This is a genomic window from Hominimerdicola alba, assembly GCF_900112155.1.
In the GTDB taxonomy this organism is placed as follows: domain Bacteria; phylum Bacillota; class Clostridia; order Oscillospirales; family Ruminococcaceae; genus Hominimerdicola; species Hominimerdicola alba_D.
On sequence record NZ_FOKQ01000025.1, the window covers coordinates 49300 to 64347 of the forward strand.

At 45.7% G+C, this 15048-nt stretch carries 13 protein-coding genes; 3 read left to right on the top strand and 10 right to left on the bottom strand.

The genetic code is table 11. The annotated features are described in order from the left end of the window. Positions 1 to 300: 300 nt before the first annotated feature. The 4 genes from BM265_RS13325 to BM265_RS13340 form a co-directional block, all read right to left on the bottom strand. Positions 301 to 1593 carry a CAP domain-containing protein gene (locus BM265_RS13325; RefSeq protein ID WP_074962305.1) on the bottom strand — a complete coding sequence of 431 codons (1293 nt, stop codon included), beginning with the start codon at positions 1591 to 1593 and terminating at the stop codon, positions 301 to 303. 213 nt (positions 1594 to 1806) lie between these two features. Next, positions 1807 to 2724, bottom strand: a complete 918-nt coding sequence (locus BM265_RS13330; protein WP_074962306.1) for a ParB/RepB/Spo0J family partition protein — start codon at positions 2722 to 2724, stop codon at positions 1807 to 1809. A gap of 13 nt (positions 2725 to 2737) precedes the next feature. Then, complete coding sequence (locus BM265_RS13335; RefSeq protein ID WP_242940853.1) at positions 2738 to 3235, bottom strand: pyridoxamine 5'-phosphate oxidase family protein; 498 nt, start codon at positions 3233 to 3235, stop codon at positions 2738 to 2740. An 18-nt stretch (positions 3236 to 3253) separates the two neighbouring features. Then, the gene (locus tag BM265_RS13340; protein ID WP_074962307.1) at positions 3254 to 4033 is read right to left on the bottom strand and encodes a ParA family protein; all 780 of its coding nucleotides are present in this window, start codon (positions 4031 to 4033) and stop codon (positions 3254 to 3256) included. A gap of 501 nt (positions 4034 to 4534) precedes the next feature. Between BM265_RS13340 and BM265_RS13345 the strand changes: the two genes are divergently transcribed. Beyond that, positions 4535 to 5389, top strand: coding sequence for a ParB/RepB/Spo0J family partition protein (locus BM265_RS13345; RefSeq protein WP_074962308.1), 855 nt, complete (start codon positions 4535 to 4537; stop codon positions 5387 to 5389). A gap of 348 nt (positions 5390 to 5737) precedes the next feature. On the opposite strand, the gene sfsA is transcribed toward BM265_RS13345, so the two are convergent. The 4 genes from sfsA to BM265_RS13365 form a co-directional block, all read right to left on the bottom strand. Then, positions 5738 to 6403 (bottom strand): DNA/RNA nuclease SfsA, encoded by a 666-nt coding sequence (gene sfsA / locus BM265_RS13350; RefSeq protein ID WP_074962309.1) that lies wholly within the window; start codon positions 6401 to 6403, stop codon positions 5738 to 5740. A gap of 111 nt (positions 6404 to 6514) precedes the next feature. Continuing rightward, the gene (locus BM265_RS13355) at positions 6515 to 6934 is read right to left on the bottom strand and encodes an NUDIX hydrolase (protein WP_207646985.1); all 420 of its coding nucleotides are present in this window, start codon (positions 6932 to 6934) and stop codon (positions 6515 to 6517) included. Positions 6935 to 6937: 3 nt separating this feature from the next. Further along, on the bottom strand, positions 6938 to 9148 hold the full coding sequence (locus BM265_RS13360; RefSeq protein WP_074962310.1) for an alpha-galactosidase: 2211 nt from the start codon (positions 9146 to 9148) through the stop codon (positions 6938 to 6940). A 33-nt stretch (positions 9149 to 9181) separates the two neighbouring features. Next, complete coding sequence (locus BM265_RS13365) at positions 9182 to 9631, bottom strand: hypothetical protein (RefSeq protein ID WP_074962311.1); 450 nt, start codon at positions 9629 to 9631, stop codon at positions 9182 to 9184. A gap of 802 nt (positions 9632 to 10433) precedes the next feature. On the opposite strand from BM265_RS13365, the gene BM265_RS13370 reads away from it, so the two are divergent. Next, positions 10434 to 10853 carry a hypothetical protein gene (locus tag BM265_RS13370; RefSeq protein WP_074962312.1) on the top strand — a complete coding sequence of 140 codons (420 nt, stop codon included), beginning with the start codon at positions 10434 to 10436 and terminating at the stop codon, positions 10851 to 10853. Positions 10854 to 11137: 284 nt separating this feature from the next. Continuing rightward, positions 11138 to 11767, top strand: a complete 630-nt coding sequence (locus BM265_RS13375) for a type I phosphoribosyltransferase (protein WP_074962313.1) — start codon at positions 11138 to 11140, stop codon at positions 11765 to 11767. Positions 11768 to 11991: 224 nt separating this feature from the next. Here BM265_RS13375 and BM265_RS13380 read toward each other — a convergent pair whose 3' ends face one another. Continuing rightward, complete coding sequence (locus BM265_RS13380; RefSeq protein WP_074962314.1) at positions 11992 to 12828, bottom strand: metallophosphoesterase; 837 nt, start codon at positions 12826 to 12828, stop codon at positions 11992 to 11994. Between the two features lie 13 nt (positions 12829 to 12841). Continuing rightward, positions 12842 to 14461: a cardiolipin synthase gene (cls, locus tag BM265_RS13385; RefSeq protein ID WP_081358468.1), complete on the bottom strand. Its 1620-nt coding sequence runs from the start codon at positions 14459 to 14461 to the stop codon at positions 12842 to 12844. Positions 14462 to 15048 lie beyond the last annotated feature (587 nt).

Here is a 15048-nt window from a genome sequence, read left to right on the forward strand (position 1 = left end):
GCAAAACCAAAATGCAAAGCGAACAATAAAAGCAAAACAAACTTCCCGCCCTGAAAAAAAATGCGCGGCAATAAAGAAAATTACAGAGCGTGGACAATACAATCGTCCACGCTCTTTCTATCTGCGTAAATATATTGCCGCGCCTGAAATCGACGGCGATAGCTCGTTGATTTCTCGACCCGTCAGGGGCGACAATGCCCCCACAAACCCGAGAAACGAGAGGCGACAAGTCCCCCCACAAACCATCAACCACACCAACCCACAAAAAAGCGGAGAGCCTAAAACTCTCCGCTTGATCTTTTATTCTTCCGCTCCCTCAACAGGAACATAACAATCATTGAACATCAGAAGCTCCCAGTAAGTCACACCATCAGCCTCACTATTCGCCAGTGAAAGATACTTCATGTCAGGGTCAAGTATAACAGCCCTGTGCTCCTTGGAGCTTATCCAGCTGTCAAATACTTCCCTGGCATTAGTGCCGCCCTTGGCAATATTCTCGCCGCTGCGCCACCAGATAAGTCCCTCTTCGCTCAGCGCCGTGTTGTAAGACTTCTCATCTTCGCCGGGTCTTGTGTGGCTGAAATTCTGCGCCAGCTCCTCAGCCCTTATGGCTGAAGCCTTGTCCAGCTCGTCAAGTCCGTATACCATAGGCATATCGTACTGCTTTCTTATCTCGTTCACATAACCCAGCATCTCCTCGGTCAGGACGCTGATATCACCGTTAGCCGTAGCCGCAACACCGTAATCTATCGGAGGTCTCTTGGCTTCAACATTCACCTTGTCGATATCTACCTTGATATCAGGATTTACATAATCATCAGTGTAACCATAAGGCACAAGCTCCTGACCATTGATGTAAAGCACGTTGCTCCATGATGTCGTCAGCAGATCGTCACCCAGCCTGTACACATTGTAAAATAAACCGTCGTCCACACCCTCAGTGTTAAATCCATCATCGTTTGCCACGATCTTGATCTTAGCACCCGTGCTCTCTTTCATCACACATTCATCGGTGATTTTGCCGTCTTTGTCCTTCAGCCTGTATTTGCCCTTTTCCGTACACTCAATAACATAGTCATCGTTGAGCCTGTATGATGAGAACGAAGTTGCCTTGTATTCAACAGGGCTGCTGTCAATGTACAGCTTGCCGTCTTTCAGCTCGATCATGTGGTTCTCGTAAACAAATCCGCCCGCAGGCTGATCGTCTCTCGTCAGCACCAGTTCACCGTCTTCTATGGAGAATACTACCTCAGCACCGCTGTCGTCCTGAACTGCTATGCCCTTGACACTGCTGCCGTTCTCCATAAATGAGTAGTTACCCTCAGTGTCTGCAAATACAACATTTCCGCCAAAGTCTATAGACTCACAGGTCAGCTCGGGCATTTCCGCCGAAAGTATAACTTTCTCGCGGCCGTCTTCGCCGATAACAGTTTTGCCACTGTCCGATCTGCTGCTTGAAGATGTATTGCCGTCGTTCTTTGACTTGATATCCTTGCCGCCCTTTTTCTCCACGACAATTATACCAACACCCAGCGCTGCTACCACCGCCAGACAGATTATATTTTTTACGTTTGCTGCTTTCTTTAAATTCATAACTTATCCTTCTATCCTTAATTTACAAAAATTTCTTATCTGCCGACAACAATTAATTATACTCCTCTGCCGACCTTTTGTCAAGCCCTTTCGCCCCATTTTCTACCCCGCCGTGAATAATGTTCTGCCCTACGTACTGCGGATTTTACTGGGGAAAACCTTTCTGAAGAAAGGTTTTCCCCCAACTAGACCCTCAGTCCGTATGATAGAACATTATTCCTCGGTGAGAAAGTCAGCCAGCTTTGACAGAATCTGTTCGGCGTCGGCTTCCTTTGGTATTTTCAGCTCGACTTTGACTCCGCCGTTGCGGTCTTCCTTTGCCTTGACATCATACTTGGACACCGCGTTCACGGACATCATGAATTCGTACAGGAAAGGTCTGTCCTTTTTGACAGAATTCTTGCGCATACTTCTTTTTTCTGCCGCGTCTTCCCTCTTCTCGCGGATCTCGTCATTCTTGATCTCGTCTTCCAGCTCTCTTACGGACAGCCCTTTTTCAACGATCAGCTCTGCAAATCTTTTCTGAGTCAAATGATCCCAGCCAGAAAGCACCTTCGCGTGACCAAAGGATATCTCGCCCTTGTCCACCATATCGCGCACCGATACTGCAAGGTCAAGCAGTCTCAGCGAATTAGCCACCGCCGAACGGGACTTGCCCACCGCCTGCGCTACCTCCTGCTGAGTCATTTTGTAGGTGTCCATCAGATTTTTGTAAGCCTTGGCTTCCTCGATAGGCGAAAGATCCGCCCTCTGGATGTTCTCGATAAGCGCCACCTGCATGGTCTGCTTGTCGTCCAGCTCCTTTATGTATACAGGTACTTCCGTCAGACCCGCCATCCTTGATGCACGCCATCTGCGCTCACCCGCAACTATCTGATAGCCGCCGTTCTCAAGAGGTCTAGCAAGTATGGGCTGAATAACTCCGTTTTCTTTTATGCTGTCAGCCAGCTCAGCCAGCTTCTCATCATCGAATATCCCACGGGGCTGATCCTTGTTAGGTTCAAGCAGAGTGATCTTCACCATGGTCACGCTGTCGCCGCTTGCCTGCTCGGGGGCTGCACTTACTTCGGGCTGAGTGTTCTCCGCAAAAAGCATATCCAGTCCCGAACCCATTCTGTTTTTCTTTGCCATTGATTTTTCCTTTCTATTTCGCTTTGCAGGTCAGGCTTCTGACTTCCAGCCTGAACACGGCAGTCTCACTGAGCATCTGTTTGCTGAATTCCCAGTCAGCCTTGCCTGAAATCTGTGCCATTATCCTGCCTAGAGCGTGTATCTTTTCCGTATCATCTTCTATTAAACTAAGCCTGCCTGTTCCTATGACACTTTTGAAATGCGCCGAATATCCGCAGGCTGTTTCGGAGGTCATCAGCTGATATCCTCCGTCTATCTCAAATCCAACATCGGGACTTTTCTTCGCAAGCTCATACTTTCGACCCGCCTTAGCGCCGTGAAAGTAGAACACGAAATTACCATCGCTGATATCAAGCCCGTAGTTCACAGGCACAATGTAAACTTCACCTTCGTCTGCAAAACCTACTCTGATTATCTGCTGTTTCCCGATAAAATCAGCTATCTCGTACTTGTCAGTAACTTCCCTGTCGTTTCTTCTCATGTCATCACCCGAATGTTCTACGTGGAACATTTTTACCTGTCACAAAAATTATTTGTCTTTGCGCTTCTTTTCGCGCTTCAAAATCTCCTTCGCCAGTTCCTCATAAGCCTTTGAACCTTTGGCTTTCTTGTCATAGTATATGGCAGGCTGACCAAAACTTGGTGCCTCGGATAGTGCAACATTTCTAGGTATCGAAGTTGAGAAAACTTCTTTCGGGAAATGCTTCTTGACCTCGTTGACTATCTGTCCTGTGATCTTGTACCTGTCAACGCACATTGTAAACAGTATACCTTCTATGATAAGCGACTTGTTCCAGGTCTGCTTCACACGGTCGATGGTGTTATGCAGCTCAACCAGACCTTCCAGCGAGAGAAACTCGCACTGCAAAGGTATCAGCACCGAGTCTGCTGCCACCAGTGCATTGATCGTCAGCATATCCAGTGTCGGCGGGCAGTCGATGAGTATGCGGTCGTAGAAATTCTTTGCTTCTTCCAGCTTCTTACTCAGCTGATATGCCCTGTTGTCCATAGTCATAAGCTGAACAGCCGCGCCCGCCAGTTCCTGAGTAGTCGGGACCACCGACACGCCCCTGAATGCAGTTGCGCACACAGCTTCAAACAGTGAACACTCCCCCATCAGCACATCATACACGGTATTGCGTATGCTGCGCTTTTGTATACCATAACTTGTGGTGGTATTACCCTGAGGGTCAAAATCTATAATGAGGACCTTTTCGCCCCTTGCACCGAAAACAGCAGCAAGGTTGCAGACTGTCGTGGATTTTCCCACGCCGCCTTTCTGGTTTGAAACGGCAATTATCTTACCCATAGTATCTCCTCTTTTCAAATATATCATGATTTTTATTATACAACATTTTTGAAGATTTGAAAACCCCTTTTTGAAAATTTCTGCGTTTTGCACGTAGAGTTTTTTCTACCGCTGAAAATGTTCCACGTGGAACATTTTTGCCGTGCTCTGATTTTGGTGCGAGATTGTTCTACGTGGAACATTTTGCTGTGCTTAGATCTTGGTGTGGGCTTGTTCCACGTGGAACATTTTGCCGTGTTTTGGTTTTGATGTGAGATTGTTCCACGTGGAACATTTTGCCGTGCTTTGATTTTGGAGTGAGATTGTTCCACTTGGAACATTTTGGCGACGACCAGAAATCTTTTCAGCCGACAAATCTTCCGCAGAAAACAGGGAGTGCTGTCGCATCGGAAGGAGAGTCGCAAAATGCTGTCGGCAAAAGGCGAAATATTCTGGGCATAGGTGTATGGAAAATGTTCGGCGGCTATGATAAAATCTACTTAACGAAAAGGAGGTTCGAAAATGAACAGGATAACCGACTTTATCACCAAAGCGTTTGTGGAGGTGCAGGAACGTCCCGAGGAAGAACTGCGGGAACTTGGCAGGGTAGTTGACATAGCCGTGGGGGATATTCACCCGAACCCGTCTCAGCCGCGGAAACATTTTTCAGCCGAAGAACTGACCTCGCTGGCAAAAAGCATAACCGCCAACGGAATAATCCAGCCGCTGACGGTAAGACGTTGCGAGGACGATATTGAGCTGATATCAGGCGAAAGGAGACTGCGTGCGGCAAAGCTTGCGGGGCTGAAGACAGTGCCGTGCATTATCATCAAGGCTGACCGCGGAAGGTCGTCGGTGCTGGCTTTGCTTGAAAATATCCAGCGAAGTGACCTGAACTGTTTTGAAGAAGCCGTCGCCATAAGCGCGCTGATCGACGGCGGGGAAGTCACGCGGGAGGAAGTATCCATCAAGCTGGGTATGGCGCAGTCCACCATAGCCAACAAGCTTCGTCTGCTGAAACTCAGCCGTGAGGAACAGCAGCTGATAATCGAACATGGTTTGACCGAGCGACATGCGCGGGCATTGCTGAAAATATCGGACGACGATCTGCGAAAGGAGATATTAGCAAAGACCATCGGGGGCGGCTGGACGGTGGACGTGCTTGAAAAGTACATAGCCCGACTGGAAAGGGAAGAGCTGAAAAGATCAAGCTATGAAAAGCGCGCTGTCATGCTGAAAGATGTCAGGCTGTTTTTCAACTCCGTCAACAAGGCGCTGGAAGTCATGAAGCTTGCAGGGGTGGATGCCACAGCGAAGCGCACCGACAAGGAGAACTGCATAGAATATACTATCACGATCAGGAATACTGCCAGTTGATTATTATAAAAGTATCTTTGTGGGATGGAGGAAATGTTGAAAACTTGGATCGTGTGTTGAAAAATCATGGGTTGGATTTTTGTGGCTGACGTCATGTGGAGTAAGCGTGAGGAGTTATTATAATAGTATATTTGAGAAATGTTGAAAACTTGGATTTATTGTTGAAAAACCCGGGGTAATTTTTATTGCTGATAATATTGAAGATTTTACCGACTTCACACTATATATAGTATATGTGCCGGAATTTCACCGTAAATTTGTTTTCACTGAAAAGGGTAGAATGAAAATAGGCGGCAAGTTTTCAACAAAAAGAACACCGACAGGTTGAAAATTTCCTGTCGGTGTTTTTTAGCCTTCTGTCATTCCCGTTATGACCAGTTTGTCTGGTTCGGTGTGGCAGGTGAAAAACAGCACTTTCACCCCTGCGGCTTTTGCTTCTTCCATGGCTGTTCCGAATTCGGGGTGGGTGGCGATGTTGGGGCGGACTTCTGTTACTCCGTCCATCTGTATCACGAAACCTATGGCGGCATTGAAGCCCTCTGACTTTGCTTTTATCAGCTCGCGGATATGCTTTACGCCCCGCTCTGTGGGGGCATCGGGGAAGTACCCAATGCCGTCGAATTCAAGGGTACAGCCTTTGATCTCCAGCAGATATTTTTCGTTTCCCCGCTCCATATAAAAATCTATTCTTGAATCGCCATAGGTATACTCGGGGGTGACTTTGTCGTAGCCCTGAGTATCCAGCCATTCACGCATCACCTTATTGGGCGCCTGACTATCGATGTTGAAAATTACTCCGGTGCTTTTTTTCACAGCCACCAGATCGTAACGGGTCTTTCTGCCCTCAGTTTTTGGCTCGGTGAGCCAGACTTCACAGCCGGGTATCAGGAGTTCTTTACATCTCCCTGTATTTTTTACGTGGACAGTTTCCTGCTGACCGCCCACCTTGACTTCGGCTACAAAGCGGTTGGTTCGGGAGAGAAATTCGGCTTTGATGATGTTGGGGTAGGTCATGGGTAGTTCCTTTCGTAGTTAGTGATATTCTTCCCCCGCCGCAAGCGTAGAAAAAGATAACATCAGCATAATATATCCGGTTTTTTAGTGATGTGGTAAAGGGTAGTCAGATTATTTAATATGGTATCGCTCGGGGTGGAGTTTCAGTATCTCGAACATATGACCTATGTTGCCCTCGCCTGCGTACTTTTTCATGTCAAAGAAATCTTCGGTGAGGGGCAGCCATTCAAGGTCGTTTTCATCGCCGTGGACGGTGGCTGGTTCTTTCAGCTGACCTGCCCAGACTTCCACGTAACAGCCGTCCATGGGGTAATCGAAAGTCATGAGGCGTTCGAGGTGGATCTGATCGCGGGTGATGGAGGTCTCCTCGAAGAGTTCGCGGTAGGCGGCGTGTTCGCCCACCTCGCCATGTTCTATCTTTCCGCCGACCAGATTGTACAGCCCTTTGTAGGGGTCTTTGCGGCGTTTGCACATCAGCCACTCGTCGCCCTCGGGGGAGAGGACTATCATGCAGTTGTAACCTTGCATCATGGTTCACTTCCTTACAAAATGGAGTATCTTTGAAGAGTAGTCACCCTTGATTCCGTCAACGCCCCATATCTTTGCGCAGTTGATACCTGCGTTCATCAGGGCTGCGCCTGACATCAGCTTGTCGGGTTCGCTTTCCTCATAGTAGTAAGCATCGGGGTCAAGACCTTTGAGCTTTATCCTGCGGGAGCGATAGTTGGGTCTTGCCATTACCTGCACGAATTCAAACAGGGCTTCGCTCTTGTCATTGGCAACGAACATCCATGCGTCCCAGGTGTTGTCTTCAAACATATTGCCTATGCGGAAGTGTTCTCCTGTGCGGACGAGTGGGTTATACTTTTTGAATTCCTCAATCTGGGCGGGTATCATATCTCTGTCTTCCTGAGGTATGCGGGTGACATCAAGCTCATAGCCGAAGGTACCCACCATAGCCACATGACCTCTTGTTTTGAATGGGGTGTTTCTGTTAAGGAGATGGTTGGGGCAGTCGGAGATATGTGCGCCCATTGCGGAACAGGGGTAGCATATGGAAGTGCCGTGCTGAATTTTCAGGCGCTCGATGGCGTCGGTATCGTCGGAACACCATATCTGCGGTGAGAAATAGAGCATACCCGGGTCGAATCTTGCGCCGCCGCCCGAGCAGTTTTCAAGGAGTATGTGAGGATAGTCGGTGGTGAGTCTGCCCATGAGGTCGTATACACCGAGGACGTATCTGTGCCACAGCTCGCGCTGTCTTTCAGGGGGGAGAGCGGCTGAGCCCACTTCGGTGAGCTGGCGGTTCATATCCCATTTGATGTATTCGATGTTGGCGTTATCGAGTATATTCTTTATCATGGAGTATACGTAGTCGCGGACTTCCTTGCGGGAGTAATCCAGTACGTACTGCTCGCGGCAGAGGGTCATATCTCTGCCCTTTATCTGTATAGCCCAGTCGGGGTGGGCGCGGTAAAGGTCGGAATCGGGGGAGACCATTTCGGGCTCGAACCATATGCCGAATTTCATGCCAAGCTTGTTGACTTCATCGACCAGATGTTTCAAGCCGCCTTGGAGTTTTTTCTCGTAGACGAACCAGTCGCCGAGAGAGGAGTTATCGTAGTCGCGGTGACCGAACCAGCCGTCGTCCATGACAAGCATCTCGATACCCAGCTTTGAGGCTTCCTTGGCGATATCTATCAGCTTGTCGGTGTTGAAATCAAAGTAGGTAGCTTCCCAGTTGTTGATAAGAATGGGGCGGCGCTTGTCTTTGTACTCGCCGCGGATAAGGTTTTCGCGGTAGAGGTCATGGAAAATTCTGGACATTTTGCCTATGCCCTCATCGGAGTGTACCATAACTACTTCGGGGGCGGTGAAAGTTTCGCCCGCATCAAGGAGCCATTCAAAATCAAGGGGATTTATGCCCATGACGAAGCGGGTCTTTTTGTGCTGGGTGACTTCTGCCTGAGCCACGAAATTTCCCGAGTAGACAAAGTTGAAACCGAAGACCTCGCCCATATCCTCGTCGGCATTGCGGTCGCAGAGGGCGGCGAAGGGGTTGTTCTGGTGAGAGGATTCGCCGCGGCAGGAATCGATGCTCTGTTTGCCGTGGTGAAGGGGAGCGCGCTCGATATGGCGTTCTCTCGCCCATGAACCGTTCAGAGTTATCATATCGAATTTATCGGTATCGAATTCAACACAGGCTGAAAGGGCGCGGGTCAGCTTGATGGGCTTATCGGAAGTATTTTTGAACCTCACCGACCTTGTGATGACATCGAGGTTTTCAAATACCGAGTATACCAGCACAGCTTCAAGACCTGTGTGGGCGTCTTTCATGGTGACTTCAAGGGTCTGGGCGGGGCTTTTTTCGGTGGCGAAAGTTGCGGGCATACCCTCAAGAGCGGGCTTGCCGTCAAAAATCCTGTGGCTGACATATCTGAGGTCACAGGTGGACATACCATCGCTGTCCAGTATCTTCAGGGCGCTCTCGCGGTAATCGCCGATACCGAAGCAGGGGTATTCAAAGGGTGTGGTATCAAGGTAAACGGCTCTGTCCCTGTTATTTTTTTCGGGGGTGAAAGGGCTTTCATCGAAGCGCAGCAGCCAGTCCATATCCTCATCGGGAACTTTTCTGCCGTAGTAAACGTGCCCCAGGTATTCGCCGTTGATGACCTTGAACATATAGTCGGTATTATTGGCGCGAAGCTTGAATGAACGTTCTTTTTCGTTGTAGGTTATACTCATGATAGTACCTCCGTTTGCTTATAAATAGAAATGTTATACTGTCAGATCGTCTGCTTCGGTGTCCTCGTAATGCAGATCAAGAATGTTTACAAGATCGCTGTGGGAGAGTATCTCGTACCTGTCCATATCATAAAAATCGAGAGAGTCCCAGTCATAGCTGTCCGCATCGGGGATACGCAAAGTGCCTTTGCAGTATGTTGTCACACTGAAAAGATATTCTTTATTATCACCTGTTGTGTTAATAATTGCAGGCATCTCAAAACAGATAGTGAGGTGACCGTCCTGTTCATTAAAGTCTGTGACTATGAATTCATCTGACTCATGGACTTCTGCACGGGTGATCTTTTCAACATTTGACTTATCGATATAGCCCAGCTGTCTGAGTTCATTTTTTATGGAATCAAGATCATTGCCGACATATTCGCTTACTATGTCCCAAAGTAAAGCTTCTCCTATCATATCTGCAAGTTCGCTGTTATTCATTGTTGTACCTCCGTAGGATGAATTCAAGTGTTTTCACAATTGTACCAGAAAACAGCAGAATTTTCAACAGCTGTAATCGATTTAAGATAGATTTTATTTTGTGAAATTTTTGTAAAGTGTCGCGAAAACGCCCAAAAATGGAATTTTCGGCGTTAACGGAATGTCATTTTTATTACTGTTTTATTACAGTTGAATACGGATGTCAATTTGACGATGGGTGTTTGAAGTACGTCTTTTGGGACAGGTTGTGTAACCCTTTGATTACAACTTGGTAACACTAATGGGAGAAAAATAGGACGATTGTTGAAACGGGAAAAGTTTTCAACAATAAAATGGGGTTATAGCAGTTTATACACCCTCTTTTCAACAGTTTCAACAGAGTTTTCAACAATTTTGAAAATGGGGATGTTGAGTTTCAACTGTCCAAAAAAGTTCTTGTTACCGTTTTTTAACCATTTGTTACTTAGCGCGGGTAAATAGTAACAAAAATCTGTTACAGTTCCGAAAATCTCCCGAATCATAGGGGTTTTACGGATGCAGATTAAATAGTTTGTATAGTGGAGTAAACAAAAAAATTTAAATGAGGTTGTGTAAAACATAGAAGTTTTTGTTAGGGGTTGACAAGGTTATAAGGCGCGGTAATTAACCTGTGTACTAAATAAACTAAGCTGTTTTATGCCTGAACCAAGTGTTGATTATTGACAATCTATACCCAACATGATATACTTATCCTGCGAATTACAGGTAGTAAGTAATTTGTCTTGCTATTAGGGCATTATAATTTATTTCAGGAGGGTTAAAAATGGATCCATATGAAATAATTCCCGGTAAAAGTGTGGGCAGATACGATATAGGTGCAGGTTATGATGGTATTATTGAACTCCTTCGTATTGAAAACATACCATATAAAACAGCTGATAATAACTATGAGAAAAAAATAATCACAGCTGATATTATTTTCTGGTTTGAAGATGAAGAACTGATACAGATAATGGTACGCAATGATTTCAAAGGTAAAGTAAATGGAAAGGTCGGTATTGGTTCTTATTTGAGGGATGTTAAAAAGTACATTGGGAAACCTGTAGAAAGCGGGCAGATCATCGAGATGGTATATATAATAAAAGATCTTCCCGGTATTAGTTTTGGATTACAGGATAATGATATCGATGAGGAATGGTATGAAAAAGACGCGCCGATAGAAAACATCTTTGTGTTTAAATAATAGTGAACAAAATTCAGCATAACCAAAACAAAAAGTCAAAATAAAATTATGTTCATTTTGTTTCCGCAGAACCCCACAAAATCAAAAAAAGCAAGTACCAGGGACGTTATGCACAAACAACTCGGGTTAAATTTGTTTAACAATCTCTTTACAATTGTGAAAAAATATGTTATAATATGTAATACCGAAACGAATAGTTTCGCATTAAAATGATCTTTACGGGGCAGGATATACTGTATACTTCTAAATCTTAGCCCTGTTATCTAAAAGGAGGAATATTCACAATGGAAGAACGTTTGCAGACTATACAGTCGGTCAAGAATAAAAAGGTGCAGATAGGAGTTATCCCCGGGCATTTTGCTACGAACCACTCCCACGTTAATTATTATGTTGACATGACATCTATAAAGACCAGCCTGAAAATGGCAAAGGAAGCCGCTCAGGAGCTTGGCAGCACCTATGCCAACACCAATATCGAAACTATAATCTGTCTTGAGGGTACGGAGATACTCGGCGGTTTTCTTGCTGAATATCTTTCTCAGGCAGGCATAAACAAGGGTGAGGATATCAACCTCATAACACCTGAGCTCAACGCAGTAAATCAGATGATCTTCCGCGACAATACCCAGAAGAAGGTATGGGGCAAGCAGATACTTCTGCTGATCTCCAGCGCTTCAACAGGTAAGAGTATCAGGCGTGCTGTTGATTGTCTGCAGTACTACAACGGCAAGCTTGCAGCTGTTGGCGCAATATTCTCGGCTATCGAGAAGTTTGACGATATCCCCATACACGCGCTGTTTACTGACAAGGATCTACCGAACTATCAGAATTTCCCTGCCAATGTTTGCCCGATGTGCAAGAACAATCAGAAGGTCGATGCTCTGATAAACAGTTTTGGTTATTCCAAGCTTTGATAATTTTTCACGGATGCGGTTATTTTTCAACAGCATCCGTGTTTTTTTGTTGAATATTCGCTGCTGATGGCGTGTGATTTTTTATGCGGAAATTTTGAGCGTATGCAATAATTTTGCATACGCTCGGATTTTTGTTAGCGGTGACTGCGTCGACCGCGTGTCGCGCTTTTTTTGTCAGGGCGTGGAAGTCTGCTTAGCTGACTTTGGCAGTAATGATCAATTTGTTATTCTGCCTTGATTTTCAACAGATTCAGTTCGGGAGTGTTGAAAAGTCTTAGGGGTATCACGCTGTTGCCGAGACCTCGGCTGACGTACATTGTGGTATCTCCGCTTTTATATTCACCTGAGGTATATTTCGGGAAAAAGCCCTGGTCGGGGGCTACTATGCCGCCGATGAATGGCAGGCGGAACTGTCCGCCGTGGGCATGACCTGTAATAATCAGGTCGGGGGAGGAGAGGGTATATTCTTCATCTAAATACTGGGGTTCGTGGGCAAGGACGATATGCAGGGCATTCTCGGGGACTGACTTTGAAAGTTCGGCGAGAGTACCATTATATAGGTGGTCATCGCCTAGTCCTGTGAGGTAGATGCCGTTATCTAATATCACGGTGGTATTATCGAGGATAGTGACACCTGCGGATCTTATGCCTGAGTACAGCTTTTCGCTTTCGGTATCATCGAGCCATATTTCGTGGTTGCCTGTTATATAGTAGCAGGGGGCGATCTTTGCGGCTTGGTTACAGAGGTCGATGGCGGTATCTATATTGGTGTGGTTGCTGTCAACTATGTCACCTGTTATTACTATGATATCGGGAGCGTTCTTCTTTATTTTGCTGATAAGGCGGGAGTTGTTCTTGCCGAATTTCGCATTATGAAGATCGGATATCTGCATGATGGTGAAGCCATCTGCTGTTTGCGGGGTTTTGGATGAGGTGAAAGTATACTCGGTGACGGTGAGATATTTATTCTGGAAGATGCAGAAGATCGTCAGCAGGACGATAATTGCGGAGAGGATAATGATCTTCTTTTTGGTGAGTTTTGGTTTTCTGAATAGCTGCATAGGATCACCTTAATTAAAGCATGGGGGCGAAAATTCTCAGGATGACAGACATGAATCGGCTGGCAAAGCTGAGTTCACGGATATCATCGCGGGTAATGCGGTGGCATTTGTTTTTGAACAGATCTTCAAAATCTGCCTTGATATCGGGGATACAGGCTGTATCCTGCATGAAAGCAGCATCTTCAAAATGGAGATAGAGTGAGCGGTAATCGAAATTGATAGTGCCGACTACTGCGCGTTTATCGTCGGAGAGGCAGTTTTTCGCGTGGATAAAACCGGGGACGTACTCATAGACCCTGACGCCCATATTCATAAGTTCCGAATAATAGGAACGTGTGATGCACTGGATATACCATTTATCGGGGATATGGGGGGTGATTATGCGGACATCGACACCTGATTTTGCCGCGAGTTCGAGGGAAGTAAGAATCTCGTTATCGGGGATAAAATAGGGGGTCGTTATATAAAGGTACTTTTTGGCATTGTTTATCATGGACATATAGACCATTCTGCCGATCTTTTCGGAATCAAGGGGGGTATCGCTGTATGGGACGATGATGCCCTGAGATTTGGTATTTTCGTCCGGGGGAGTTGGGCGGTACTTTTCGTAATCAGTGGATTCATGAGATATGACTTCCCACATCTGGAGTACCATCATGGTGAGGTTCCAAACAGCCTGACCGCGTATCATGATAGCGGTATCTTTCCAGTGACCAAAGCGGATAAGGCGGTTGATATATTCATCTGCGATATTTACACCGCCCGTGAAGCCGACGTTGCCGTCAACCACCAGGATCTTACGGTGGTCGCGGTTATTCTGGATAGTGGACATCATGGGACGGAATTTGTTGAAAATCAGAACTCTGCCGCCTGCTTTTTCGATGGCTTTTTTATCTTTCGCCGGCATTGTGAACTGTGAACCCATGCCGTCCACGATAAGGCGGACTTCAACACCTGCAAAGGCTTTTTCGATGAGGATATCAACTATCTCGCCCCACATTTCGCCGTCATCAACGATGAAATACTCCATGAAGATGAACTTTTCAGCCTTGCGGAGTTCGGTAAGCATAGCGGCGAATTTATTTTCGCCCAAGGGGAAATAAGTTATATCCTCGCAGCCATAGGCAGGAAAACCTGCGGCATCATCGAGATAGCGTACTATACGATAAAGCTCGGGGTCGGATTTCTGGATATTTTTGGAAAGTTCCATATCCTCGGGCAAATAGCAGCGGGTGTCAAGATTTTTTTGAACATAGGCATTGGACACCTTGCGCTTGTAGGGCTGGTTTGTCAGGATAAGATAAAGTATGGTGGTAAATACGGGGAAGATCAGCAGAGGGACTATCCATGCGATCTTATAGGCGGGCTGGCGGTCGGTGTTTACTATATATATAGCAACGACGATGCCAAGGGTGGAGAAGAGTACTGAGAGATAATTGTAGTTCTCGTTCAGTATTGTAAACATAATGAATATCTGAACGAACTGGAGAAGTAGTAGCAGGATTATGGTGGTCTTCTGGGAGAAGATGATATTTATAAGTTTTTTTGGCTTTTTATGGCGCTTTGCGTATTTGGATCTCGGCTTCTTTGAGTTGATGGCGAATCCATCATTTGAGTTTATCTGCTGTTTCACGAAGCTGTCCCCTTTCTTATATAATGTATATAGAGATATTATAACATCTAAAGGTAGTGAATTCAATAGCTTATTGCATAAAATAATATTATGCACAAAAAAATGAATTATAAGTAATGAACAAAGGAAAATTAAGTTCAGATAAACTGAATAAAATAAAGAATAATTAAAGGAAAATTTTCTTGGAAAGTTAATCTTTTATTTAAAATAAAAGTCGAAAAAGGGGTTGACTTTTGCGCCTAAATGCGCTATAATAATTAAGCTGTCAACGAGAGAGCACGAAAGAGCGAAAGAGCGCAGGAAACTTAGGGATAAGAGAACGAGCGCTGGAGTAGTTCAGAAGAGCGAAACTCGAGAAACGGCAAAAATTTATCACGAAAACCTCTTGACAAAAAGGAGAAAAAGTGATATAATAAAAAGTACCGCACAAGAGAGAAGTTCAGAAACGAACGAAACTCGGGAAAAGAAACTTCAAAAAAGTTCTGAAAAGGGCTTGACAAACGAAGAAAAATGTGGTATAATAAAAAAGCTTATAACGCACAAAGAACTCTGAAAAAAGAGTTCGAAAAATCTTCAAAAAACTTCTG

Bases quoted from the DNA above. Each gene is read 5' to 3' on its own strand.
- BM265_RS13325 (WP_074962305.1), bottom strand. From the start codon at position 1,593: ATGAATTTAAAGAAAGCAGCAAACGTAAAAAATATAATCTGTCTGGCG.
- BM265_RS13330 (WP_074962306.1), bottom strand. From the start codon at position 2,724: ATGGCAAAGAAAAACAGAATGGGTTCGGGACTGGATATGCTTTTTGCG.
- BM265_RS13335 (WP_242940853.1), bottom strand. From the start codon at position 3,235: ATGTTCCACGTAGAACATTCGGGTGATGACATGAGAAGAAACGACAGG.
- BM265_RS13340 (WP_074962307.1), bottom strand. From the start codon at position 4,033: ATGGGTAAGATAATTGCCGTTTCAAACCAGAAAGGCGGCGTGGGAAAA.
- BM265_RS13345 (WP_074962308.1), top strand. From the start codon at position 4,535: ATGAACAGGATAACCGACTTTATCACCAAAGCGTTTGTGGAGGTGCAG.
- sfsA (WP_074962309.1), bottom strand. From the start codon at position 6,403: ATGACCTACCCCAACATCATCAAAGCCGAATTTCTCTCCCGAACCAAC.
- BM265_RS13355 (WP_207646985.1), bottom strand. From the start codon at position 6,934: ATGATGCAAGGTTACAACTGCATGATAGTCCTCTCCCCCGAGGGCGAC.
- BM265_RS13360 (WP_074962310.1), bottom strand. From the start codon at position 9,148: ATGAGTATAACCTACAACGAAAAAGAACGTTCATTCAAGCTTCGCGCC.
- BM265_RS13365 (WP_074962311.1), bottom strand. From the start codon at position 9,631: ATGAATAACAGCGAACTTGCAGATATGATAGGAGAAGCTTTACTTTGG.
- BM265_RS13370 (WP_074962312.1), top strand. From the start codon at position 10,434: ATGGATCCATATGAAATAATTCCCGGTAAAAGTGTGGGCAGATACGAT.
- BM265_RS13375 (WP_074962313.1), top strand. From the start codon at position 11,138: ATGGAAGAACGTTTGCAGACTATACAGTCGGTCAAGAATAAAAAGGTG.
- BM265_RS13380 (WP_074962314.1), bottom strand. From the start codon at position 12,828: ATGCAGCTATTCAGAAAACCAAAACTCACCAAAAAGAAGATCATTATC.